The organism is Streptomyces bambusae (genome assembly GCF_020532645.1).
GTDB classification, from domain to species: domain Bacteria; phylum Actinomycetota; class Actinomycetes; order Streptomycetales; family Streptomycetaceae; genus Streptomyces; species Streptomyces bambusae.
In genome coordinates this window covers 15,153-38,366 of record NZ_JAJAUZ010000009.1, presented here as the reverse complement: position 1 = coordinate 38,366, position 23,214 = coordinate 15,153, and the positions used below count along the sequence as shown (strand labels likewise).

21 protein-coding genes are annotated in these 23,214 nt (G+C 70.3%); 11 read left to right on the top strand and 10 right to left on the bottom strand.

From position 1 onward, the window contains the following. Positions 1–81: 81 nt before the first annotated feature. From LG634_RS08875 to LG634_RS08865, 3 genes are all read right to left on the bottom strand, one after another. On the bottom strand, positions 82–870 hold the full coding sequence (locus LG634_RS08875) for a sulfite exporter TauE/SafE family protein (protein WP_226733120.1): 789 nt from the start codon (positions 868–870) through the stop codon (positions 82–84). Positions 871–1,040: 170 nt separating this feature from the next. Next, positions 1,041–1,412, bottom strand: coding sequence for an ArsR/SmtB family transcription factor (locus LG634_RS08870; protein ID WP_226733119.1), 372 nt, complete (start codon positions 1,410–1,412; stop codon positions 1,041–1,043). A 47-nt stretch (positions 1,413–1,459) separates the two neighbouring features. Further along, complete coding sequence (locus LG634_RS08865) at positions 1,460–2,521, bottom strand: flavin-containing monooxygenase (RefSeq protein WP_226733118.1); 1,062 nt, start codon at positions 2,519–2,521, stop codon at positions 1,460–1,462. Positions 2,522–2,627: 106 nt separating this feature from the next. Here LG634_RS08865 and LG634_RS08860 point away from each other — a divergent pair, with 106 nt between their 5' ends. From LG634_RS08860 to LG634_RS08835, 6 genes are all read left to right on the top strand, one after another. Then, complete coding sequence (locus LG634_RS08860; RefSeq protein WP_226733117.1) at positions 2,628–2,837, top strand: hypothetical protein; 210 nt, start codon at positions 2,628–2,630, stop codon at positions 2,835–2,837. A 69-nt stretch (positions 2,838–2,906) separates the two neighbouring features. Further along, entirely contained in the window at positions 2,907–4,313 is a 1,407-nt protein-coding gene (locus tag LG634_RS08855; RefSeq protein ID WP_226733116.1) for an NAD(P)-binding domain-containing protein, read from the top strand. Positions 4,314–4,318: 5 nt separating this feature from the next. Further along, on the top strand, positions 4,319–5,545 hold the full coding sequence (locus LG634_RS08850; protein ID WP_226733115.1) for an MFS transporter: 1,227 nt from the start codon (positions 4,319–4,321) through the stop codon (positions 5,543–5,545). An 89-nt stretch (positions 5,546–5,634) separates the two neighbouring features. Continuing rightward, the gene (locus LG634_RS08845) at positions 5,635–6,276 is read left to right on the top strand and encodes a histidine phosphatase family protein (protein ID WP_226733114.1); all 642 of its coding nucleotides are present in this window, start codon (positions 5,635–5,637) and stop codon (positions 6,274–6,276) included. An 82-nt stretch (positions 6,277–6,358) separates the two neighbouring features. Continuing rightward, positions 6,359–7,096 carry a class I SAM-dependent DNA methyltransferase gene (locus LG634_RS08840; protein ID WP_226733113.1) on the top strand — a complete coding sequence of 246 codons (738 nt, stop codon included), beginning with the start codon at positions 6,359–6,361 and terminating at the stop codon, positions 7,094–7,096. 91 nt (positions 7,097–7,187) lie between these two features. Further along, entirely contained in the window at positions 7,188–7,658 is a 471-nt protein-coding gene (locus LG634_RS08835; protein WP_226733112.1) for a DUF5959 family protein, read from the top strand. A gap of 51 nt (positions 7,659–7,709) precedes the next feature. On the opposite strand, the gene LG634_RS08830 is transcribed toward LG634_RS08835, so the two are convergent. Continuing rightward, on the bottom strand, positions 7,710–8,360 hold the full coding sequence (locus tag LG634_RS08830) for a hypothetical protein (protein WP_226733111.1): 651 nt from the start codon (positions 8,358–8,360) through the stop codon (positions 7,710–7,712). A gap of 398 nt (positions 8,361–8,758) precedes the next feature. Between LG634_RS08830 and LG634_RS08825 the strand changes: the two genes are divergently transcribed. Together LG634_RS08825 and LG634_RS08820 are read left to right on the top strand one after the other, a co-directional pair. Then, a complete protein-coding gene (locus tag LG634_RS08825; protein WP_226733110.1) occupies positions 8,759–10,606 on the top strand; it encodes a hypothetical protein in 1,848 nt (615 codons plus the stop codon). Positions 10,607–10,871: 265 nt separating this feature from the next. Further along, the gene (locus tag LG634_RS08820; RefSeq protein ID WP_226733109.1) at positions 10,872–11,402 is read left to right on the top strand and encodes a hypothetical protein; all 531 of its coding nucleotides are present in this window, start codon (positions 10,872–10,874) and stop codon (positions 11,400–11,402) included. Positions 11,403–11,713: 311 nt separating this feature from the next. Here LG634_RS08820 and LG634_RS08815 read toward each other — a convergent pair whose 3' ends face one another. Beyond that, complete coding sequence (locus LG634_RS08815; RefSeq protein WP_226733108.1) at positions 11,714–12,670, bottom strand: LysR family transcriptional regulator; 957 nt, start codon at positions 12,668–12,670, stop codon at positions 11,714–11,716. A gap of 88 nt (positions 12,671–12,758) precedes the next feature. On the opposite strand from LG634_RS08815, the gene LG634_RS08810 reads away from it, so the two are divergent. Beyond that, a complete protein-coding gene (locus tag LG634_RS08810; protein ID WP_226733107.1) occupies positions 12,759–13,679 on the top strand; it encodes a zinc-binding dehydrogenase in 921 nt (306 codons plus the stop codon). After that, the gene (locus tag LG634_RS08805; protein ID WP_226733106.1) at positions 13,676–15,448 is read left to right on the top strand and encodes an SDR family oxidoreductase; all 1,773 of its coding nucleotides are present in this window, start codon (positions 13,676–13,678) and stop codon (positions 15,446–15,448) included. The genes LG634_RS08810 and LG634_RS08805 overlap by 4 nt, the downstream gene beginning before the upstream one ends. 710 nt (positions 15,449–16,158) lie before the next feature. Here LG634_RS08805 and LG634_RS08795 read toward each other — a convergent pair. Continuing rightward, positions 16,159–16,542 (bottom strand): hypothetical protein, encoded by a 384-nt coding sequence (locus tag LG634_RS08795; protein WP_226733105.1) that lies wholly within the window; start codon positions 16,540–16,542, stop codon positions 16,159–16,161. Between the two features lie 141 nt (positions 16,543–16,683). On the opposite strand from LG634_RS08795, the gene LG634_RS08790 reads away from it, so the two are divergent. Continuing rightward, a complete protein-coding gene (locus LG634_RS08790; RefSeq protein ID WP_226733104.1) occupies positions 16,684–16,884 on the top strand; it encodes a hypothetical protein in 201 nt (66 codons plus the stop codon). A gap of 2,040 nt (positions 16,885–18,924) precedes the next feature. On the opposite strand, the gene LG634_RS08785 is transcribed toward LG634_RS08790, so the two are convergent. The 4 genes from LG634_RS08785 to LG634_RS08770 all read right to left on the bottom strand — a co-directional run bounded on the left by LG634_RS08785 (position 18,925) and on the right by LG634_RS08770 (position 23,084). Then, the gene (locus LG634_RS08785) at positions 18,925–20,442 is read right to left on the bottom strand and encodes an FG-GAP repeat domain-containing protein (protein ID WP_226733103.1); all 1,518 of its coding nucleotides are present in this window, start codon (positions 20,440–20,442) and stop codon (positions 18,925–18,927) included. 501 nt (positions 20,443–20,943) lie between these two features. Next, complete coding sequence (locus LG634_RS08780; RefSeq protein WP_264202901.1) at positions 20,944–21,186, bottom strand: FG-GAP repeat domain-containing protein; 243 nt, start codon at positions 21,184–21,186, stop codon at positions 20,944–20,946. Next, positions 21,174–22,358 carry a FlgD immunoglobulin-like domain containing protein gene (locus LG634_RS08775; protein WP_226733102.1) on the bottom strand — a complete coding sequence of 395 codons (1,185 nt, stop codon included), beginning with the start codon at positions 22,356–22,358 and terminating at the stop codon, positions 21,174–21,176. Before LG634_RS08775 ends, LG634_RS08780 begins: the two co-directional genes overlap by 13 nt. Then, a complete protein-coding gene (locus tag LG634_RS08770; RefSeq protein ID WP_226733101.1) occupies positions 22,359–23,084 on the bottom strand; it encodes a hypothetical protein in 726 nt (241 codons plus the stop codon). Positions 23,085–23,214: the final 130 nt, after the last annotated feature.

Below are 23,214 nucleotides of genomic sequence, written 5' to 3'. Positions count from 1 at the left end.
CAGAGCCGCCGGCCGGGGGAAGCAGGGATTCTGAGCAGCGAGCCTTTCCGAGAAGCACCGGCTTTCGCCCCGGCCTTGGCGTCAGGCGTGACGGGCGAGCTTGACCGCGGAAAGCAGCAGGACCACGGCCAGTGCGGGGATGAGGACCACGTCCGGGAACACACCCAGCAGCAGGCCGCCCAGTACGGCGCCGGCGATCGAACCGCAGGCCATCACCGCGGTGAAGCGGAGGTTGGCACCGAGGACGGCGAAGCTGCCGTCGCGGCTGTAGCGGGCGAACGCCACCAGCATGGTCGGCAGGGAGACCAGCAGCGAAAGGCTCCCGGCGGTCCTGATGTCCTCGCCGAAGAGCAGCACGATCGTCGGGATCAGCAGCTCGCCCCCGGCCACTCCCATGATCGCGGCGACCACTCCGATGCCGAACCCGGCCACGACACCGGCGGGCACCTGCGCCCACAGCGGCAGGTCGAGCGTGCCCATCGTGGTGGTGTGCGTCAGGACGAGGGCGGCGGCCATCAGCACCATCAGCGCCGCGAGGACCCTGTAGAGGGTGGCCGAGCGCATCCTGAGGGCCCAGGTCGCTCCGGCCCACGCGCCGAGCAGGCTGCCGGCCAGCAGGTTGACCGCCACCGGCCAACGGGCGGCCACCTCGGCCGCCGGCACCGCCGCAAGCCGTGCGGGCAGCGCGAACAGGACCACGACCAGGCTCATCGCCTTGTTCAGGATCACCGCAGACAGTGCGGCGAACCCGAACAGACCGATTAGCAGCGGCAGACGGAACTCCGCTCCGCCCAGTCCGATCATCCCGCCCAGGACACCGATCGCCGCTCCGGCACCGAACACCAGGGGCAGCGATCGCGAAGAACGCAAGGGGAGAAGGCTCTGGTCAGTGCTCACGACGGGCATCCTCGCCGGTCACGAACCCCGGTCGCCACGCGCTGACCCCACCTTCGGGGAAAGCCACCGGGCATCTGCCCCGGACTTGTCCGGACCTCCGAGCGCCGGCGGTTGCGAAGGCGCGCCCCGATCCCGCACCGTTCCTACGCCGAGGCTCCCGCGGCACCGGTCAGAAGCGCGCCCATGGCGGCGAGGACAGCCGGCTCGACCCGGTAGTACACCCACGTGCCGCGCCGCTCGGAGGACAGCAGCCCGGCCTCCTTCAGCTTCTTCAGGTGGTGCGAGACCGTCGGCTGGGAGACGCCGACGTCGGAGATGTCGCACACGCACGCCTCACCGCCCTCATGCGAGGCGACGGCGGAGAACAGCCGCAGGCGCACGGGGTCGCCGAGGGCCTTGAACATCTTCGCGGCGACCTCGGCCTCGTCGGCCGACATGGGCCGCTCGTTCAGCGGCGGGCAGCACGGCGCGACGACGTCGGGCTCCAGCAGCGGCAGAACCTTCGCATTCGACATGCATCTATGTTGACACATGTCGAATCAGCCGGGTAGTGCGGGCGGACTCACCGGCGGGCCAGGTGCGCCGCAAGGCGGCGGGCTGCCCGGCCAGCGTCCCGGCCCACGCCGCGCAGGCTGTTGGAGGACAGGCTGCGCTGCCACTCCAGGCCGACGAACGCGAGCCCCGGGTGGGAGGGGGAGGCGCCGTCGCGGTGCCGGGGTCGCCCGGCCGCGTCCAGCGCGCCTGCAATGTCGGCGAGATAGGGGAGGTGTGGCCGGTAGCCGGTCGCCAGGATCACCGCATCAACCCGTTCCACCGTCCCGTCCGCCCACGTGAGGGTGTCACCGTCCAGGGCGGTGAACACCGGCCGACGCTCGGGAAGGCCCGCGGCGAGCGCGGCGCGGTAGCGGCCATCGTCCAGGACGGGCTGGGCCGGCGGGGTGTGCAGCAGCCGGCCGAGCGGGGCTGCGTCCAGGCCCGTGCGGGTCAGCCAGAAGTGCAGGTCCCGGCCCAGCAGGTGCTGGCGGGCGAACTTCACCGGTGCCCGGGTCGCCAGCGTCGTGGCGCTCTTCCGCGCGAGTTCGGCCGCGACCTGGACCGCGGAGTTGCCCGCGCCCACCACCACGACCCGCTGCCCGGCGAACACCTCGGGCCTGCGGTAGTCGGCCACGTGCAGGAGCCGGCCGGTGAAGGACTCCAGGCCCGGCAGCGCAGGCCGGTAGGGGCTGGCGAAACTCCCCGATGCCGCGACCACCGCCCCGGCCGTCAGTGTGGCCCCGCCCTCCACCTCGATGCGGAACCGACCGCCCTCCTCGGCCGTCACCCGGGCCACGCGCCGACGGGTGCGGATCTCGGCGTCCAGACGGGCGGCGTAGTGGTCCAGGTAGCCGGTGACCTCGTCGCGGTGCGGGTAGCGATCCGGATCCCCGCCGAACGGCATGCCGGGCAGTGCGCTGAACCGGGCCGGGGAGAACAGCGTCAGGCTGTCGTAGTACTGCGGCCACGAGCCGGCCGCCCGCTCCGACGCCTCCAGCACCACGGGCTTCACTCCCGCTCGGGCCAGTGCGTGCGCGGCCGCCAGTCCGGACTGCCCGCCTCCGATGACGACGGCTTCCACGTGCTCCATCACAACTCCCACGGAATTGATGAACGTCTATGTTGACGTCTATCGATACAGCTGCCATGCTGATCGTGCAAGGCATCGACAAACGTCGAAACAAGGAGCAGTCGTCATGAACGAGCAGGCCAACCCCACCAGCCCTCACCACTCCGAGCCCGCGGCCCCCTGCTGCTCCACGGCCCCCGCTCGGCCCGCCGCTGAGGCGGTGCACGCCCAGGCCTCGCCGTGCTGCGGCACCGCCGAGGGCGCCGAAGCGGCCGGCGCCTGCTGCGACCCGAACGCTAAACGCGAAGCCGCCACCGCCGGCGCCGGCTGCTGCTGACCGTCGAGCCCCACCGAGCCCCCCCGCCCTCTTCCTCCCACCGCCCGTACGAAGACCCGGAGACCTGCCATGAGCGAGAACACCACCGAGCTGCCCGTCGTCGTCATCGGGGCCGGCCCCGCCGGACTCGCGGCCGCCGCCCACCTCGTCGACCGCGGCCTGGAACCCTTCGTCCTGGAAGCCGGGACCACCGCCGGATCCGCCGTACGCGAATGGGCCCACGTACGCCTCTTCTCCCGCTGGGGCGAGGTCGTCGACCCGGCCGCCGAGAAGCTCCTCGCCCCGACCGGCTGGGTCAAGCCCGCCGAGGACACGTACCCCTCCGGCGGTGACTGGGCAGCCCGCTACCTCCAGCCCCTCGCCGACGTCCTGGACGACTGCGACCGCGTCCGCTACGACGCCCGCGTCACCGGCGTCTCCCGCACCGGCCGCGACCGCATCGTCGACGCCGACCGCGACACCCAGCCCTTCGTCGTCCACTACGAGAGCGCCGACGGCCGCGAGCAGCGGGTCCTGGCCCGCGCGGTCATCGACGCCTCCGGCACCTGGTCCACCCCCAGCCCCGCCGGCGGCAGCGGCCTCAAGGCCCTGGGGGAGCAGGCGGCCGCGGACCGCATCACCTACCGCGTCCCCGACCTCAAGGACCCCGCCGTCCGCGCCCGCTACGCGGGCAAGCGCACCGCCGTCATCGGCTCCGGCGCCTCCGCCTTCACCGCCCTCGCCTACCTGGCCGACCTCGCCAAGGCCGACGACGGCACCGGAACCCACGCCACCTGGATCCTGCGCCGCGGCATCTCCGGCTCCACCTTCGGCGGCGGCGAAGCCGACCAGCTGCCCGCCCGCGGCGCCCTCGGCCTCGCCGCGAAGGCGGCCGTCGACGGCGGCCACGCCCACGCCGTCACCGGCTTCCGCACCGACAGCATCGAGCGCACCGAAGACGGCCGCGTGGTCCTCGTCGGCGAGGACGGCCGCCGCCTCGACCCGGTCGACGAGGTCATCGTCCTCACCGGCTTCCGCCCCGACCTCTCCTTCCTCGACGAGCTCCGCCTCGGCCTGGACGAGCGCCTCCAGGCCCCGGTCGAACTGGCCCCGCTGATCGACCCGAACCAGCACTCCTGCGGCACCGTCTACCCGCACGGCGTGAACGAGCTGTCCCACCCGGAGAAGGACGTCTACCTCGTCGGCATGAAGTCCTACGGCCGCGCCCCCACCTTCCTCGCCATGACCGGCTACGAGCAGGTCCGCTCCATCGCCGCCCACCTCGCCGGCGACCGCGCAGCCGCCGAGCGCGTCGAACTCACCCTCCCCGAGACCGGCGTGTGCGGCGGCGCGGGCCTCTTCGACGAGCCCGAAGCCACCGCGCAGAACGGCGGCGGCGACGGCGGCGGCTGCTGCGCGGCCCCCGCCCCCCTCACCATCCTCGGCGCCCCCAACCCCAACCCCACCCCCGCCACCTCTTCCGCCGGCGGTTGCTGACCGCCATGCCACACACCAAGGCCCGCGTGGCCGCGACCGGGACGGGGGTCCGATCGCGGCCACGCGCCGTGCTGCCCGCCCTGTGCGCCACACAGATCACCAGCTGGGGTGTCCTCTACTACGCCTTCCCCGTCCTCAACCCGGCCATCACCGCCGACACCGGCTGGCCGGCAGGCGCGACCACGGCCGCGTTCTCCGCCGCCCTCGTGGTCTCCGCCGTCGTCGGCATCTTCGTCGGCCGCGTCCTGGACCGTCGCGGGCCCCGCGCCGTCATGACCGCCGGCTCCGTCCTCGGCCCGCTCAGCCTCCTCATCGTGGCCGCCGCCCCCAACCTCGCGGTCTTCACCGCCGGATGGCTGCTGGCCGGAGCGGCGATGGCCGCCACCTTCTACCCGCCCGCCTTCGCCGCCCTCACCCGCTGGTGGGCCCCCGACCACATCCGCGCCCTCACCATCGTCACCCTCGCCGGCGGACTCGCCTCCACCGTCTTCGCCCCGTTGACCGCCGTCCTCGCCGCCCACCACTCCTGGCGCACCACCTACGCCGTCCTCGCCGCGATCCTCGCCGCCCTGACCATCCCCACCCACGCCCTTGCCCTGCGCGCCCCCTGGCCACCGGCCCGCGACAGCCCCCACGCCACGGATGCCGGACCCGAACCTGCGGCGCGCAGCCGGGCGTTCTGGATGCTCGCCGCGACCTTCACCTTCTCTTCGTTCGCGATGTACGCCGTCGTCATCACCCTCGTCCCCCTCTTCCTCGAACGCGGCTACACCACCACCCAAGCCGCCTGGGCCCTCGGCCTCGGCGGCGCCGGCCAGACCCTCGGCCGCACCCTCTACGCCGCCCTCGCCCGCCACACGGGCGTGGTCACCCGGACCGTCACCCTCGTCGGCCTCGGCGGACTCACCACCGCGGCCCTCGCCTTCACCTCCGGCCCCTACGCCCTGCTCGTCGGGCTGTCCGTGTTCGCCGGGATCGTCCGGGGCAACCTCACCCTCCTCCAGGCCACCGCCGTCACCGACCGGTGGGGAACCGCCCACTACGGCCGCCTCTCCGGCCTCCTCGGTGCCCCCGCCCACGCCGCAGCCGCCTTCTCACCCTTCGCCGGCACCGCCATCGCCGGCCCTCTCGGCGGCTACCCGGCCCTGTTCGCCGTACTGGCGGCGCTCTCGGCCGCGGCCGCCCTCACAGCGATCGGGACCCGCCACGAGCCGCCGGCGCCCCGAGCCTGAGGGAGACCCTGCCTGCCGGACCACCGGGCTGCTTCCATGAATGCGTCCCGTCACCGGCAACCAGACCACCTCGCGGAAGGCCAGCCGTCATGCGCACCCTGCACGTCGTCACCCACCCGGAGGCCACCCACCACGTCGAGGGGGTCGTCGGCGGCTGGTACGACTCGCAGTTGACGCCCGCCGGCGTCCGGGCCGCGGTCTCCATCGCCCGGGCGCTGCGGGCCCGGATCCCGGTGGACGCCGAGGTGGAGCTGTTCTCCTCGGACCTGCAGCGCACCCGTCGTACGGCCGACGAGGTGGCCGAGGCGTTCGGCGTGCTGCCGGTCCTGGACCGCCGGCTGAGGGAGAAGTCCTACGGCGAGGCGGGAGGAAGGCCGCAGGAGTGGCTCGACCGGCGTTTCGTCCCGCCGCCGGCCGTCGGCGAGCGCATGGACCACGACGAGGGCGTGAGCGGTGCGGAGACCAAGGCCGTGTGGGCCCGGCGCATCTACGAAGCCATGGACGACATCCTCCGACGCCCGTGCGCGCACCAGATCATCGTCACGCACGGCGGCTCCCTGACGTTCGTAGTCGCCTCCTGGATCAGGATGCCGATCACGTCAGCCGGATACGCCAGTTTCCGGGCGCCCGCCGGCAGCATCACCACACTCCGCGAGGACGACTACTTCCACAACCGCCAGGTCGTCAGCCTCGCAGACACCCGGCACCTGACCCCCACCGAATCCGCCTGACCCTGCACGGTCTGCTCGCCGCGCGCCGCCGCGCACGTAAATGTGTCGACAGCGTTCCTCGGCACCGGCAAGGTGGGGACCCGTGACGAGCAGCGAACTGTGGACGCGAGAGACCGCCGACCGATACGACGCGGAGGAGGCCGAAGCATCCTCGGACGCAGTACTCGGACCGGCCCTAGCGTTCCTCGCCGAGCTCGCCGGCGAAGGCCGGGCGCTGGAGTTCGCCATCGGAACGGGAAGGGTGGGAGTCCCGCTCCGGGAACGCGGGGTGCCGGTGGCGGGCATCGAGCTGTCCGAGCACATGGCAGCGGTGCTGCGACGCAAGATCGACGAGGGAGAGCTCCCGGTGACCATCGGGGACATGGCCACCACAGTCGTTCCGGGCGCCTTCACCCTGGTCTACCTCGTCTACAACACCATCACGAACCTGCTCACGCAGGACGAGCAGGTCGAGTGCTTCCGCAACGCCGCACGGCATCTGGCGCCCGGCGGCCGGTTCGTCATCGAGCTCGGTGTGCCGCCGCTGCGGCTCCTGCCGCCCGGCCAGGTCGCGGTGCCGTTCGACGTCTCCGAGCAGCACCTCGGCTTCGACACCTTAGACCTGGTCGAGCAGATGCTCGTCTCGCACCACTTCACCCACGACGGCGACGGCCGCTACCGCCGCGAGAACTCCCGGCACCGCTACGCCTGGCCGGCCGAGCTCGACCTGATGGCACGGATCGCCGGACTCGAACTGGAACGCCGCGTCGCGGACTGGGACGGCTCCCCCTTCACCCAGGACTCCGCAAAGCACATCTCCGTGTGGCGCAAGCCGGCCTGAGGCCGGGACCCGCAGCCGCCAAGGCCGTTCGGCTCCACTGCCGGGCGACTCGTGCATGATGATCGGGAACTTTGAGGGTCCGGGAGGCCGCGTGGATGAGGGCGAGGGCGTGGACCTGATCTGTCTGAGCGACCCGGACAGTACCGTCCGGGTACGGATCCTGGGGCGGAACAGGCCCGGGGACACGCCGTACAACGACTACCTCGATGCCGAGCTCGTCATCACGAGCGCCTTCGTCAGCGGGCGTCTTGGGCTGTGCTTGTCACCGGAAGCCATGGACGACTGGTCAACGGACCTGAACGAGCTTTCCGACGGGCAGGGCATCCGCTGGACGGCCATGGGCGACACCGAGATCCGGATTGATGTCGACAGGCAGTTCTCGGTGCCCCGGCCCGTCGTCACGGTGGACGACCGTGGCGAGTCCGGGGTTTCGGTCCGCGTCGTCCTGGACCCGGGGAACGGCTGGGCGGACGAGCTCCGTGAGCAGCTCGGACGCGTCCGGCAGACCTGGCCGAACGAGGTCGTGACGACGCCCCGGCCAAGGGACTACTGGCAAGCCTGAGGAGGCCGCTCGTGCCCTGGGCGGGCCCGCCGGGACGGGCCGGTCTGTCCCTTAGTAGCACGTGTGGTGGTTGCACACCTGCACGTCGACGACCCCCGGCAGGCGCCGGATCTCCTCGCCCAGTTGGGCCTGGCTCTGCCCTGGTGCGAAGTGGTCGGGCATGCCCACGGTGAGTTCGAGCCGGCCGGCCCGCTCGTACACCTCGATCCGAGTGGCGCCGCGCTCCCGCAGGTCGGGCGTACGCCGCTCCAGTTCCGCCTGCTGGACGCCGCGGGAGTCGAGCGTCGCCAGGAAGTAGGGCGGCGGTTCGTTGTCGGCGTCCGGCGGCTGCAGGTAGAAGGCGGCCACGGCCGCCGCGACGGCGACCGGGGTGACGGCCACCCACCACCGGCCGGGCCGGTTCCCCGGCTCCGCGAAGGCCGCGCCGATCAGCAGCAACGCCGTCGGTACGAAGAGGAACATGCCGATCACCGCCCCGACCAGCGCCCACCCCAGCAAGCCCACCCCGATGACGAGACAGGCGCGGGCGAACGCCTTCGGCTGGTCCCGCAGCGGCAGCAGCGGAACGGCGATGGCCACCGCGGTCCCGAGAAACACCCCGCCCAGCGGCGTCACGAGCCCCAACGCAGTCAGCACCCCCGCCGTCACCAGTGCCGCGAGGGCGCACCCCCACTGCACCCCCGACACCCTCTCGGACTCCACCCCGCACCCCCATACTTGAACACGTTCAACTGAACGTGTTCAAGTATGGCACGCCTCTTCGTCGCGGCGACGGCCCTCGCGGAGCACTCGGCGGAAGGCGCAGCGTCGGTCCCACCCGCGGGTTCGGGGTGTGGCCAAGTCGGTCCGCCGAACGCAGTGACTCCCGCAGTCGAAGTAGGCCATGCTGGGGCAGGGCCATCATGCGTCTCCTGGTTGAACTGGGCTTCCAGCAGGGCGAGTTGCATGCCGGCCCACCTGTCGGGCAGGGAGCGGAATCCGGGACGGCGGCCGTCAGCTGTGGATCTTTCGGACCACCACGAGCCGTGCCGTCCTGCTCCGGAAGGCAGGTCTCCACCGCACCGCAGGTTCGCCCCGACACACAATCCTGGAAGGAATCCATGCGCTCCCGATCACTCCTACGTCTCCGGCCCGCCCGGTCCGTCCGCCGGACGCTGTGCGCGACGCTGATAGCCACGGCGGCAGCGCTCGGCACCGGGCTTGCGGCCCCGGCCCCGAGTGCCGCCACCACCACCGACGATGTGGTCGACAGCCACTGGATCGGACTGGGCTACAACCAGAACCCCCAGCCGCCGAGCGGCACGAGCTGGAGCACCGCCGACTGGAACCGGATGGTGTCCCGCACCGACTACATGAAACCGGGCGTGGTCCGGATCATGTTCAACCTGCCCTGGTTCTGGAGCGGCACCGACGCGGGCGGCACCTACGACTTCACCAGCGCCGCCTACCTGAACGCCGAGAAGGTGATCAAGCATTATGTGGACAAGGGCGTGCCGGTCGTCAGCGGGCTCTTCGGCATCGACAACCTGACCTACACCTCACCGAACACAGCCGCCGTCCAGACGACGCTGGTCAAGCACCTGCAGGCCGCCGGCGCCGCGCCGACGTACTGGGTCGGTGTCAACGAGCCCAACGTCGCCAACGATGCGAAGTCCCACACGTACGCCGAATGGCAGACAGCGACGACTGCCCTCGCATCCGCCTTCGCGATCGCCGGCGTGGACACCTCCAGAACGGTCATCTCCGGCGCCGACAGCGCCGAGGCCGGCATCAGCTCCTACGGCGGTGACCTCGGTGGCCACACCGCACCCGAGTGCAATTCCGGCTGCAACGCAGCTCTGGTCTGGAAGCTCGCCGCACTCAACACGTTCACCGCGCAGATCTACGCCGACAGCGCCACCGACACGGCGATCACCTTCCAGACCTCGTTGGACGGCACCACCTGGAAGAACCTGGCAGTCGCGCCGCCAACGCCGGTCGCCCAGGTCACCGGCAAGAACGGGAGCGGAATGTGGAGGTACACGTACACCGCCTCGGGCATCACCGGCAGCAAGTACCTCCGCCTGTCCGTGGCCTCCTCGACCCGTGAGCACTCGATCGGGTCGATGCACATCGCCAACAACAGCACGACCATCGACGACGCTCTCGACGATCTGACGCAGACACAGGCCGACATGAACACCGGCACCTGGAAGAGCAACAACTCCTGGTGGCTGCGCTCCGCACAGAGCGGCCTGCTGGGAGCGAGCGAGGCCCACTTCTACGGCCAGGAGCTGTACGGCGCAGACCCGGCGTACGTCGAGCCCGTGATGACCGAGGCGGTGTCCCAGATCCGGCCGGCGACGCGGGGCGGTGCGGTGCTGCTGGGGGAGACGGGGACGAAGGCCCGTCAGTACCCGGACGGCACCAAGGACTACCGTTTCGCGCTCGAAACGACCCAAGCGCTGCGCATGGCGGATCTGGCGGTGCAGGAAGCCCGCAGCGGTGTGGACGGAGCGGCGGCCTGGTGCCTCGACGGCTATGCCGCGACCACGTTCTGCGGGATGTGGGGGCGGGGTGACGAGGATCCCGACAAGGTGTCGGCCCACTCCACGGCGCTACGGCCGTGGTTCTACACATGGAGCCTGCTGACCCGGTACCTGCCGGCCGGGTCCGTCATCCATACGCCGGCCGAGCCCACGGGCGTGCGCGTGCTGGCTGCACAACTTCCCGGCGGAGGCTGGACGTTCGCCCTCGTCAACCGCACGTCCGTCACACAGACGGTGAGACTGACCGAGCCCACCGGGTGGATCACCCTCAACAAGTACCTCTACACCGACGGCGCCACCCCGAGCACCGACGCCAACGGCTTCCCCACGAAGGTCGGCACGGTGCCGAAGAACTTCACCAACGGCCAAACCCTGTCGGTGGGTGCCAACTCCGTCGCGGTGTTCACCACCGAGCCGTGAGCGAGCCCCCGACGACCGGGCGCTGAACGTCCAAGGGTGTCGGCCACCGCAGCGACTGCCACGCTTCCCGGTGCCGACACCCGCACGGACCCGTCGCCCACCCAGTGGGCCCCGTACCGGGCACGCTCCACTCCGGGCTCGGCTTACCCCGGCTAGGGATGGTGGGCCGCGCACGAGTGATGCCCGCCTGCCAGGTGGGCGAATTGGTGTCGGGGGTGGGCGGGGGCGGGGAACGGATGTGGGGTCTCGACTACCGAGGAGGCCCATGAACATCAGGAGAGTGACGAAGGCCGAGCTGGTGACGGCGCTGACGGCGGTGGCTGCGCTCGGGATGTCGATCTACAGCGTGATCGAGACCCGTGAGGCCAGCAAGGCGGCCAATGATGTTGCGGATCATTCGAACAGGCTGGAGAGCGTGTACCGGTTGACGTGGCACTCGGAAACCGCGAAGGACGGGTCGTCCCTGGTGATCGACAACCGGAGCGTTTTCCCGGCCCGGAACATGGTGCTCCTGAATCAGGTCACCGGCGAGTATGTGCCGATCTGGGAAGTGCGTCCGTGCCGGCGGGCAGTGCTGGACGTGGCCGGGAAGAACGACGACATCCGGAGAAAGGGGGAGGGCGTGTACTCCCTGCACTTCAAGATGGCAGGCAAGTACTGGAAGACGGACGCACGCCGTGACCCCGTGAGGAACCCGGACTCCGTCATCGACCGGGACATGCTCCTCAGCCGCTCCAAAGATCACACGCCCCTGAAGGTGAAGTTCGACGGCTCCGATCTGGCACCCTGCGGGTAGCCGGCGGCCGCTTCGCCTCCTGGCGCGGTTCCGAGGGCGGTCTGTCGGCGGACGCCGAGCGCGTCTTCGGCTTCTCGGAGTTCGTTGAGAGTAGGCCCGCACTCGTCCGGGCTCGGCACGGGTGCGGCCGACTCGGCGGAGGGCCGTACGGCGGCCCGGCGGGCGCCGTGCTCGGCCAGGACCTGCCGTTGCGTGGTTTCTTCGCGGCCGCCGGGGAGCGGGCGCAGTCGTGTGGTTCCACGCGTTGGAAGTCGTCGCGCACACCCGCGTCGGCACTGTGGTGGCCGGACCGCTCCGCAGGCCCCTCGAGGTCATTCCGTTCCGGAACCGGCACCGCTCGCTGGTGGTTCGGGCAGCCAGTCGCGGGCCGGGTCGTACTCCAGCCATCGGCTTCGCCCCGCCTCCTCGGCACAAGCGGAGGCAAGGCCGTTCAGCCCCGGGCGCCCGTCGCCCGCGCGCCAGAGCAGCGACCAGGCGTACAGCGGCGTGGGATCGACCAGCGGGACAGAGCGCAGTCCGGGGACCTCCGGCAACGGCACATCGGCGGGCAGCAGCGAGAAGCGTCGCGGGTCCTGCGCCACCTCGGTGAGGAAATGGGCGAGCCCCAGGTTGACGCTCGTGGCTGTGTTCCGGATGCCGAACCGGTCGGCGAACCGGCTGAGGAAATCGAGCCGGTCCAGCGCACCGGGTGCCCACAGCACGCTGTCGCGCAACTGGTCCGGCCGCAGTGCCGGCTCTCCTGCGAGCGGATGGTCCGCGCTCAGTACGGCGTCCACCGGTTCGAGACGGACGATGCGGTGCACAAGCCCGGCGGGCAGCGGGGGGTGCACCCGCCCGAAGGCTGCGTCGATGTCGCCGTGCAGCAGAGCCGTCGTCACCGACGGAAGATCGCGCCCGTGCCCCAACGCCAGCTCCCCGGCCCGACCGGTGCCGGCGGACGCGACCTGGGCCAGCGTCCGCATCGGCGCGTAGAGGTGCCCCCAGACATCCACGCGCAGCGGACGCTCCTCGCCGACCACCGCCGCGACCGCGGTGTCGGCGGCGGCCACGGCCTGCCGGGCAGGTGGGAGGAACCGCTGCCCGTCCTCGGTGAGGCGCACGCCGTTGCCGCCGCGCCGGAACAGTGCGGTGCCGAGCAGGGATTCCAGCCGGGCGATCCTCTTGGACAGCGCCTGCTGAGAGATGGCGAGCGTCCCTGCCGCCCGCCCGAAGTGCAGTTCCTCGGCAGTGCGCACAAAGGCCCGTACCTGCGCCATGTCGAGATCCATGGCCCCACCATAGGTGACAACCAAAAGTTGTCGGCCTTGCCCGGGCGTTGTTGGATCGAGGGGCGGCCGCGGGGGTTGCATCCTCTCCATGCAAAGACTGATTCCCACGGGAGAAGCGGCACGCCCCGTCGCCTTCGCCGAGGTCCCCCCGCCCGTGCCCGAGCCCGGTGAGGCACTGGTCAAAGTCGAGGCGTTCGCCCTGAACCGGGGCGAGACGTTCCTGCTCGAACATCCCCAACCGGGGGCGCTGCCGGGCAAGGACATCGCAGGGCTCGTCGTACAGGCGGCAGCCGACGGCTCCGGCCCCGGCATCGGCACCCGCGTGGTCGGGCATCCGCCGCAGGGAGGATGGGCCGAGTACGCCGCCGTGCCCACCCACTCGCTGGCGGTCCTCCCGGACAGCATCGGCAGCGTACGGGCGGCGGCCCTCCCCCTGGCCGGGATCACTGCCCTGCGGCTGCTGCGTACGGCCGGTTCCCCGGCCGGCCGACGGGTGCTCCTGACCGGCGCCTCAGGTGGCGTCGGCCACTACGTCACCGAGCTGGCCGTCGGGGCGGGAGCCGAGCTGACCGCGGTGACAGCCACACCGGCGCGCGGCGAGCGCCTTGCCGAGCTGGGCGCGAAGGTGGTGCACGGGGTCGAGGAGGCTCAGGGACCCTTCGATGTCGTGCTGGAGTCCACCGGCGGACCGCATCTGCCACTGGCCCTGTCCAAGGTGCGTCCGGGCGGCACGCTCGTCTGGTTCGGCCAGGCGAGCCGCACCCCGGTGAGCCTCGACTTCTTCCAACTCCTCGGCGGACCCGCACGCGTCACGATCCGGCACTTCCACTACGCCGGCGCCCCGTACGGCTCCGATCTCTCCGCTCTGGTGAGCCTCGTGGATCAGGGCCGGCTGCACCCGGAGGTCGGCCGCATCGCCGACTGGGCACAGACCGCCGACACCCTGGTCGACCTGCGAGAGCGCCGGATACGCGGCAAGGCCGTCCTGCTGACCGGAGGAGCACGATGAGCGCCACCGACTTCGCCACCGACTGCGCCACCGACTGCGCCGACGACTTCGCCGCCGCCCAGTGGACGCGCGCCACCGGCACAGGTGTTGACCCCCACGAGTACCGGCGCGTCACAGGAAGCCTCACCTCCGTCGCCGACTGGGGGCCCGCCTTCGTCCGCACCGGACACGGCTACCTCCAGCGCGCGGAAGACGCGGCATCGTCCCTCTCCGCGGGTGAGTACCTGCTGACGGCGGCCCGCTGGTTCCACCTGGCCACCCTGGCGCCGTACGCGGACTCCCCCCGTGCCGCCGCCGAGGCGGACCACGCCCTGAGCCGGGCGCTCACCGTGCTGGAGCCCGGTGCGCGGCGGGTGAGCGGTGAGGGATTCACCGGCTGGCTGCGCGGCCCCTCCAACGCGCCGGGAACCGTGGTCGTCGTCCCCGGCCTGGACTCGGCCAAGGAGGGATTCCTCGATCTGGCCTCCACGCTGCTGGCCAGGGGGCTCGCGGTGTTCGCGATGGACGGCCCCGGACAGGGCGTGCTCGCGGCCACCACGACCTTCGTGCCGGACTACGAGCGGGTCGTGGGCCGGGTCATCGACACCCTCGGCGTCGCACGCATCGGACTCGTCGGCCTGAGTCTGGGCGGCTACTTCGCGGCCCGGGCCGCAGCCCTGGAGCCGCGCGTGGCGGCCGCCGCCACCGTCAGCGGTCCCTTCCGCCTGGACTGGGAGGAACTGCCCCCGCCGGTACGAGAGATCATGGCCCGGCGCGCGGGGGGGCGCCGACGCCGCCCACGAGTTCGTCCGCCACGTGGACCTCACCGCCCTTGCGCCCCGCATCGCGGCCCCGCTGCTGGTCGTGGACGGAGAGCAGGACGTCATCCCCGGTGTGACGAACGGCGAGACCCTGGCCCGCCTGGCGCCGCACGGCAGCCACCTGTCCGTCCCGCACGGCGACCACCTCCTCGGCAACGCGCGGCCCGACTGGCTGCCCCGCCTCAGCGACCACTTCACGCACACCCTGACGGGAACACCGACATGAACCGCTTCACCGACAAGACCATCCTCATCACCGGCGGCACCAGCGGCATGGGCCTGGCGACCGCACACCGCCTCGTCACCGAAGGCGCCCACGTCATCGTCACCGGCCGTACACGCGCACGGGTGGACTCCGCCGTCCGGGAGCTCGGCCCCCACGCCTCGGGGATCGTGGCCGACGCCGCCGACCTCGGCGCGGTGGAGGCCCTGGTGAAGACCGTACGGGAGCGTCACGGACAGCTGGACGGCCTCTTCGCGAACGCGGGTACCGGCACGTTCCTGCCGTTCGAGAACATCACAGAGGCAGACTTCGACCACGGCATCGACGTCAACTTCAAAGGCGTGTTCTTCACCGTGCAGAAGGCACTGCCGCTGCTGGCGGACGGAGGTGCGATCGTCATCAACGCCTCTTGGACCCTCCACCGGGGCAATGGCGTCCTGACCCTCTACTCGGCCACGAAGGCCGCCGTGCACAACCTGGCCCGAACCCTCGCCGCCTCCCTCGCCCCGCGCAACATCCGCGTCAACTCCGTCAGCCCCGGCTACATCGACACCCCGATGTACCCCGCAGACGCGCTGACCGAAGCGGAGGCAAAGGCGATCACCGGCCAGATCGTCGCCGGCCGCTTCGGCCGCCCGGAGGAGGTCGCCGCGGCCGTGGCGTTCCTCGCCTCGTCCGACGCGTCCTACGTCAACGGCCAGGACCTCGTCATCGACGGCGGCCTGACCGGCACCGTCCCCGCCTGACGGCACGGCCGAACACGCCCGGGGTCTGATCGTCCTTCGACGTACGCCGCCGCCTGGAGTGTCAGAGGCCGGGACGACACTGGTGTGTGGCCGGGCGAGTGAGGGCGGGTGGCAGTGGGCGTTGACCCCGGTTTACCCGGCAAGGGTTCGACCCTCGAGCCTGCCGACGGTCGCAGGAGGCGTGCCTGGGACGATGCTCTGGTGAGTTATGACCTTGCGGTGTGGGACGGCGATCATCCACTCGATGACCGTCGAGCGGGCTTGGTCTACGACGAGCTCTACGAGCGCTACCTGGAGTCGGACGATGCGTCGTCCCTCCGGTACCACGCATCGTGGCCTATGTGGCAGCGCTTGTCGCGCGCTATCCGGACGACCGCGGCCGCAGTGTCGTGTGGGCGTCTCCGCCGGTCATCGAGGAGGCTTCGGGCCCGATCGTGTACTTGCCCATGTCCTACGGCACAGCGGAGGAAGTGTTCGAGTACGCCGCTGCGCCCGCTCGCGAGCACGGACTCGTCTGCTTCGATCCGCAGGATGAGTGCCTCCGACCGTGATCTGCTTGCTCATTGGGCGGGCAGACCACGGGAAGATGCCCACGGTGAGGAAGCCGGCCCGATAGACCATGGTCTCCTCGCAGCGGGTGGCGATTTGCCGCGCCACCAGATCAAGATCGCTCTTGGCGGGATTGACGGGGAAGGCCGAGTGGCCGGTCGTCAGGGGAGTGCCTCGGCGAGGGGGAGTGCCTGGTCCGTCGCGCCTTGTGCGCGGAGGAACCTGTCGGCTTCCTGACGGATCTGCGCCCACAGTGCGTCTGTCCTGAGCCCCTCAGCGGTCCAGTGCGTGGAGCCCTCGTCCGCGGTCAGACGATTGAGGAGATCGTCCATGTGCGCGAGCTCGGACAGTGCTTCGGGGGTGAGCCAGCCGGCGTCCGCGAGCTGTGGCGCCATGACGGCGGAGTCGTCGAAGTTGAGGGCGATCTCGTCGACCGGGGCGTCGTGCTTCTCCAGCCAGGCCACCTGATCGCATGCGGAAGCGGCCAGCAGCGCCACGGCGGCCAGGACCTGCTGGTACCAGCCTTCCCAGTTCGTGTCGCTCACGATGCCCTCCGAGTGAATCCGCCCCCGACGTCCTGCTGATCCACGCCCCAACCAGGCTCACCACGCACGGCAGACACCCCTCTAACCGGTCCTTTTCCTGCCGCCCACCCTACGGCCGCGCCGGGTCGGAAGGGTGGCGAGTTGACCGGCATCGAGCCGGTCGCGGCGCTGCTGTTGGTTCGCGATCCACACGCCGGCTTGCTTGAGGGCTCAGTTGATGGTGTGGGGGTGCCGTTTTCCGGTGGCTGGATATTGGTGTCATGGCCCGTTCGTTTCGAAATCGGGGATGAAATCTCAGGGGAACCTCATATTTTGATCTTGAGCCTTCCTCGGCCCTTGTGACCTGCATAGATTTGCCTCCGCGCAGCAGGAGATAGCTGTGGCCGGGCGCTTGAGCAGCGGTCGACGGGGTTCCTGAGGGAGAGGGTGTAGGAACCGCAAATACGTCGGCCGACCGTGACGGTGCCTGCGATTGGCGCCACATGCGTGGCGATTCTTGTAAGGGGTGGGATGAACGGTTACCCACGTCGTGCACTGTCTGACAGGTCGGTGCGCGGTCTTCTGGCGGCGTCTTTGTTGGCTGGTTCCTTGGTGGCGCATGCTGCTGTTTCGGCTCCCGGTGTCGCGGCTGCAGATGCTGCGGCTGCGGGTTGTCCGGCCACTATTGACACGTACGTGATCGAAACGCGGCCTGGGAAGAATGTCCTTCCTGGGGGCCGCTATCTGCGCAAGTTCACCGATTGGAGTCCCAAGAGCGGGAATTCCACTCTGGTGGATACCGGGCAGAAGGTTGCGCTGCCGCTTTTCGGTCAGTACTTCGGCGGTGCGCGGGGTGTGTTCTACGAGGTGACTCCGGAAGGCGTTCTGAAGTCGTACAAGGACAACACCGCCACGGGTGGTGCGCTTCTTACGCCGGTCAAGACGTACGGCTCCGGCTGGGACGCGTACAAGCGGATCTTCTCCTCGACCACTCCGGCAGGGCGCATCATCGCGCAGACGTCGACGGGAGCCGTTGAGGTCTATCAGCAGAGTTCACCCTCCACCGGTGGCGGCACCCTGGCCAAGGGGGCTGCGCCGATCGCTGCCTCGTCGCCGGCGGCTGCGGCGATCAAGTCGGCGGACGACGTGTGGGGCTTCGACGGATACGTGTACACGCTGGATGGCGGCACCGTCACCCGGTGGGATTACAGCGAAGACGCCCCGGCCGGCGGCGGGGCTGGCTTCGTTCCCCGCATCGACTCTCCGACCGTGTTCGCCACCGGCTTGACGGGCGCGAAGACCGCGTGGATGCCGGGCCCCGGTGTTCTCTACACGAACTCCGGCTCGCAGGACTACTCCGGTGTCGTCAAGAGCTACGCGGGCTCGCCGTTGAGCCTGAAGAACGCCGATGTCATGAGCGGGCTGTACGGGGAGTCGTTCCCGGACGCCTACAGCTGCCTTGCGGACCAGACCACCGAGAAGCCTTTCGGTCACATCCCGTCGGAGGAGCCGCCGGCTGCGCCTCAGGAGCCGGTGGAGCAGCAGCTGCCGGTGCCCACCGGTCCGACGACGGTGTCCGGCAAGTTCACCCTGGGCGACGGCAAGCCGGCTCCCGGCCTGACCGTCGAGGTGGAGGCTTCGGACCCCGCACTCCTGAAGACCGACGGCAAGGGGACCGTACTTCCGAAACTGGGCACGGTCACGACCGCAGCGGACGGCACCTGGTCGCTCACCTTGCCGGACCGGCTCCCGGCTGCGGTGGATGCGGCCGCGGACGCCAACGGAGGCATCGTCCGCCTGACCGCCAGCGTGAAGGGCAGGACCCCCTCCGGCGTGGACATGTTCGCCGTGAACGAGATCTCCGTCCTCCCCGCCTCCAAGGCGGCCGGCGCCAAGGCGATCGCACTGGCCGCGGCTGCCCCCAAGCAGTACAAGGCGGCCCTGCTCCCCGAGGCAAAGGACGAGCCGGAGCCGACGGCGATGGAGATGAGTGAGACGTTCGCCGCCGAGGCGGACAAGCTCGGAGTGCTTCCCGATCCGGCCGAGCCCAGCCCGGTGCCCGAGTGGCAGAGCGACCGGGGGCCCTCGCCTGAAAAGTACGATCCGTACCTGGTCGACGGCGTCAACGTCCGGTCCGAGCCTGTCACCAACCACCCGGCCCCCATGGACAGCGGCAGCTGCTACACCGTGACCGTGCCGGGCAAGACCACGGTGGGCCATACAACCGTCGGCGAAGCCCACGCCTACTGGGACGCGTACGCGAGCTTCGAGTACGAGGCGAAGGTGTCCTCCGTCGTCGACATGGCGGTCAAGTCGAGCGGCAAGTGGACTGTGGGCGGCGGCGTGGTGTGTTGCGCCCAAGCCGGGACCGCCTGCCTGCGGAAACGGGCGGTCCCGTATGGGTCAGTGCAATTGCGTGTAGCCGTTCCACCCGGTGCTGATCTTGGCGCGGGCCGTGAAGGCCGCTGTGCCGGTCAGTCCGGTGGCGGTGAAGCGGTACAGCGTTCCTGCGGCGTCGCGTGCCACCAAGTCGGTTCGGCCGTCTCCGTTGATGTCGCCGGGGGCGGCGAGTGCCGTGTAGGCCGACCAGCCTGTGCCGACGAGCACGCGGGCCCCGAAGGGAGCCGCAGTGGATCCCGTACCCGGGAACAGGTAGAGGCTGTCGCCGCTGCGGCCCACCAGATCGGGCCGCCCGTCGCCGCTTACGTCCCCGGATCCGACGAGCGCCGTGTAGCGGCCCCAGCCCGTGCCGACCTTCACCGGTGTGGCGAAGACATTGGCGGTGCCGTTGCCTGCGTGCAGCCACAAGGTTCCAGTGCTGTCCCGGGACAGCAGGTCCCCCATGCCGTCGCCGGTGAGGTCGCCGGGGCCGACGACCAGGTTGGTCTTCGACCAGTTGCCGCCGATCGGCGTTCCTGTGGTCTTGTTGACCAGACCGCTGGCGGTGAGGGCGAACGAGCGGGGGTAGCCGCTCACGTCGAGGCCGGTGGCGGAGGTCAGCTTGGCCCCGGCCGGCCAGAAATCGGCCGGGTACGGGGAGAAGGGCTCGGTGAAGGTCCCGTTGGCGCGGGCGGTGAGGAACCAGAAACGGTTGGTGCGGTCGATGCCGACAAGCTCGTGCTTGCCGTAGGAGGGCGTGATGCCGGAGCCGAGGAAGAGTTCGGTGTCCTGCCAGCCGGCGCCGCAACTCGTGCGTGCGGCGAACTTGCCCGGTCCGGTGGAGTAGTAGCAGTACATAGAACCGGAGAAGGCGCGAGCCATGAGGTCGGCCCGGCCGTCACCGTTGAGGTCGTCCGCGCCGATCACCTGGTTGTAGATCTGCCACCCGGTGCCGACCCTCACCGCGGGCTTGAAGGGAGCCGTCGCGGAGCCGGTGCCCTTGTAGAAGTAGAGGTCACCCTTCGGGGTACGCGCGATCAGGTCCGCGACTCCGTCCGCATCCAGGTCGTTCGAGCCCACGACCTGGTCGTAGATGCTCCAGCCCCCTCCCACCTTGACCCGCGGGGCGAACGGCTGCGTGGTGATGCTGCCCGTGCCCCGGTACAGGAACAGCTCGCCGGACGGGGTGCGGGCCAGCAGATCGGGCTTGCCGTCCTTGGTCAGGTCACCGGTGCCGACGACCCGGTTGTAGACCTGCCATCCCTTGCCCGACCAGGTAGGGGCGGTCGTCATGCGGCCGTTGGTCTGCAGCAGCGACAGCCGGCCGTCGTACGACAGTGTCAGCAGCTCAGGGGCCGCACTGCCGGCCAGGTTGCCGGCAGGTACGAGGTCCTTGTACCACTCTTTGTAGTCGTTGTGGAGGAGGAAACTCTCGGCGCTCCCGGACTTTGAGCCGCTGAGGAGCACCTGTGTGTACTGCTCTCCCACCCTTGCCAACTGCCGGAACACGCGGTCCGAGATGCCGTCCGCATCGAAGTCCATGCGTGGCTTGGCGGGACGGGCCGCGTAGCTGCCCGCAGGGGCAGACCCGGGGAGGTCCAACGTCGGCCCCACACTGCCAGTCGCGCTGCGAGGTGAACCCCGGTCCTCCGCGAGGGCCGGTCCGGCGGAGCCGACCAGGCCGGCAGTGAGTGCGAGTGCAGTGCAGGCCGCCAGACGGCCGAAGCGCTTGCGGCGCTGGGTGTTCACGGTCCCCCCTGGGACAAACTGAGCGATGTGGGGCGTGGGGCCGCCCGCAGACAGGCACAGCCGAGCCCGATACGCCGAGGCATGCCTCCCCGCCGCATCTGGCAGGCAGCGTAACCGCAGGTCAGGGCGTATAGAAGTGGCTATCTGATACATCACACCCATGGACGGCGTAAGTGTGTGTGTTGCGTTCCCTGGCCGGCGCCTGCGCAACGGGCTCCATGATCCGATCGCCCGCCAGGCGCATGCTGAGGGCCTGGATCCGATTGGATCTCAGGCCCCCATGAAGCGTGGCCTCTAGTAAAGGGCGGAGTAGGTCTGCCAGCCGGTGGCGATCTGGACGCGGGCGCCGAAGGTGCCCTTGCCGGTGCCGGCGTACCGCCAAGCGCGGCCGGCGGTGTCCCGGGCGACGAGGTCGGCCCGTCCGTCGCCGGTCAGGTCTCCGATGCCGGCCAGGGCGTTGTAGGACGATCCCCAGTTCGACGCGAGCCTGACGGGAGCGGCGAACTTTCCGTTGCTGGTCCCGTTCATCCGCCACAGCTCGTTGGCGGCGCTGTGCAGGAGCAGGTCTCCGTGGCCGTCCCCGTTGAGGTCGCCCGTGCCGACGATCTTCTTGTAGCCCTTATACGTGCCTGGGATCTGTACCCGGGGGCGAAGATGCCCCGGGTGGTCTGCGTGTAGAGGTACAGGACGCCGGTAGCGGGGTTCCGGGCGATGAGATCTCCGCGGCCGTCTCCCGTGACGTCGCCGGGCGACGTGAGCACGTCGTATTCGTTCCAGCCCGCCCCGATCAGCAGATTGCTGTCGTCCGGCGATGCAGGTGTCCCGCAACCGGGTGTGAAGCGGCGCAGCTGACCGTTGGCGAAGCGGACCAGCATGTCGTTGCAGCGGTCGCCGCTCATGTCCCCCATCGGTATGGGGCGTATGCCCGCGGGCCAGGCGCGGCTGGTCTTGGTGCCGACGAACTTTCCGGTGGCCTTGTGGTCGCCGTAGATCGTCCGCAGCCCGTTGTCCGAGGTGAGCGCAACAGCGTCGCCGATTCCATCGGGCGAGCCCTGGTTGGTGCTGCCGTAGTCGCGCAGGGCGGCAGCACCACCGTAGATCCGGTCCGTGAGCGAGTAGACGGTGACGGCCGTCGACGTTCCGTACGGCACGGCCTTCAAGGTCCAGGTGTAGCCGCCGCTGGGGGCGGTGCGCCCGTCGGACGTCTTGCCGTCCCACTCGACGTTGATCTGGCCGGGGGTTGCTCCGCCCGAGAAGGTGCGCAGCTTCGTGCCGGTCACACTCCTGATGGTGAGGCTCCAGGACGTGACGGGGCGGCTGAGCCGGAGGTCCCATTCCGCGGGGCCGTAGCCGATGTGGATCTCGCCGGGGAAGAAGCCCGCCGGCAGGCTGAGAGGGGAAGGGGTGATCCCGGCGGACCGTACGTGGACCTTCTCCTGCTCGTCGACCCAGGCCACGAGGTTGGTGAACTCGTCCACGGCCCAGCGGAAGCGCCTGTCCACTTCGAGCCCCTTGTCGGGCATTCCGGTGGCGATGACCCGGCCGGCACCGGTTGTTGCATCGGTCAGGACGAGCGTCTTGGCCTGGTGGTCGTGGCGGACGGTGAAGCCGTCGCCCAGCAGCACATCACCGGCCGGCGCGGCCGTCGATGTGCCCGAGTCCCGGTTGAACACTCCGGCCGGCCCGGCCGCGCCACAGCTCCAGTACACTCAGCGGCCACGCGCCTGAAGCTCCTGGGGCACGCACGGCGCTCCGGTGTCCCACGTCCGCGTGGTGTGCGAGGCAAGCCCGTACAGCTCGAGCCGCCCGGCCGTCGGCGTCGTGCTCCACACGGTGTGGCCGTTCAACGCGGCTGCCCGCACAGAGCGCTCGAGCACCGTACCGGTGCCGAACCGCGCGACGTACTGGGAAGGGCTCGTACCACCGGAATTGAAGATGGCGTAGCCGTCGGACACGTCGACGACGGAACCGCCGGAGCCCACGCCGAAGCTCACACCCTCCCGGCTGTCCAGGGTCTTGAGACGATCGACCGGCTTGCCGTCCATGGACACCTGGTCGTGGGCGACGTCACCGCCGAAGCCCGCGTTGCCCCACAGAGGACTGCAGTTGACGGACGCCACAGGGCACAGGGCGCCCGTGTCCCATCCCGCCATCCGCTCCGAGGCACTCAGGCTCCCCGACGGGCTCAGCGACAGCTGCCACACGCTCGTACGGTCCGTCTCCAGCGAAGGGTGGTCCTCGGCGACCCGCAGCACACCGCGGCTGAGCGCGATACCGGTCTTGGGCAGGCCTGGGTCGGCATCCAGCACCAGCTCGGTCACCGGAGCGGTCACGGCCGCGGCACCAGGGGCAGTCAGCAGCACGCTGCTCGTCGCCAGGAGGGCGGACGAGAACAGCACCGGCAGGGTGTGGCGCATCGGGGTGTGGCGAGGCAATCGGCCCTCCGGGGCAATCGTGAAGGGAAGGCACACAACCGAGACCACCGCATACGCGCGTGCTCGGTGCTCCCACTGAGAATGACGTGATCCTAGAAGGCGCTCGGGGCGGTCCCTACACCCCCCCGCA

Coding starts and splice junctions, on each gene's coding strand:
- LG634_RS08870 (WP_226733119.1), bottom strand. CDS start 1,412: ATGTCGAATGCGAAGGTTCTGCCGCTGCTGGAGCCCGACGTCGTCGCG.
- LG634_RS08865 (WP_226733118.1), bottom strand. CDS start 2,521: ATGGAGCACGTGGAAGCCGTCGTCATCGGAGGCGGGCAGTCCGGACTG.
- LG634_RS08860 (WP_226733117.1), top strand. CDS start 2,628: ATGAACGAGCAGGCCAACCCCACCAGCCCTCACCACTCCGAGCCCGCG.
- LG634_RS08855 (WP_226733116.1), top strand. CDS start 2,907: ATGAGCGAGAACACCACCGAGCTGCCCGTCGTCGTCATCGGGGCCGGC.
- LG634_RS08850 (WP_226733115.1), top strand. CDS start 4,319: ATGCCACACACCAAGGCCCGCGTGGCCGCGACCGGGACGGGGGTCCGA.
- LG634_RS08845 (WP_226733114.1), top strand. CDS start 5,635: ATGCGCACCCTGCACGTCGTCACCCACCCGGAGGCCACCCACCACGTC.
- LG634_RS08825 (WP_226733110.1), top strand. CDS start 8,759: ATGCGCTCCCGATCACTCCTACGTCTCCGGCCCGCCCGGTCCGTCCGC.
- LG634_RS08820 (WP_226733109.1), top strand. CDS start 10,872: ATGAACATCAGGAGAGTGACGAAGGCCGAGCTGGTGACGGCGCTGACG.
- LG634_RS08815 (WP_226733108.1), bottom strand. CDS start 12,670: ATGGATCTCGACATGGCGCAGGTACGGGCCTTTGTGCGCACTGCCGAG.
- LG634_RS08810 (WP_226733107.1), top strand. CDS start 12,759: ATGCAAAGACTGATTCCCACGGGAGAAGCGGCACGCCCCGTCGCCTTC.
- LG634_RS08805 (WP_226733106.1), top strand. CDS start 13,676: ATGAGCGCCACCGACTTCGCCACCGACTGCGCCACCGACTGCGCCGAC.
- LG634_RS08785 (WP_226733103.1), bottom strand. CDS start 20,442: ATGGACTTCGATGCGGACGGCATCTCGGACCGCGTGTTCCGGCAGTTG.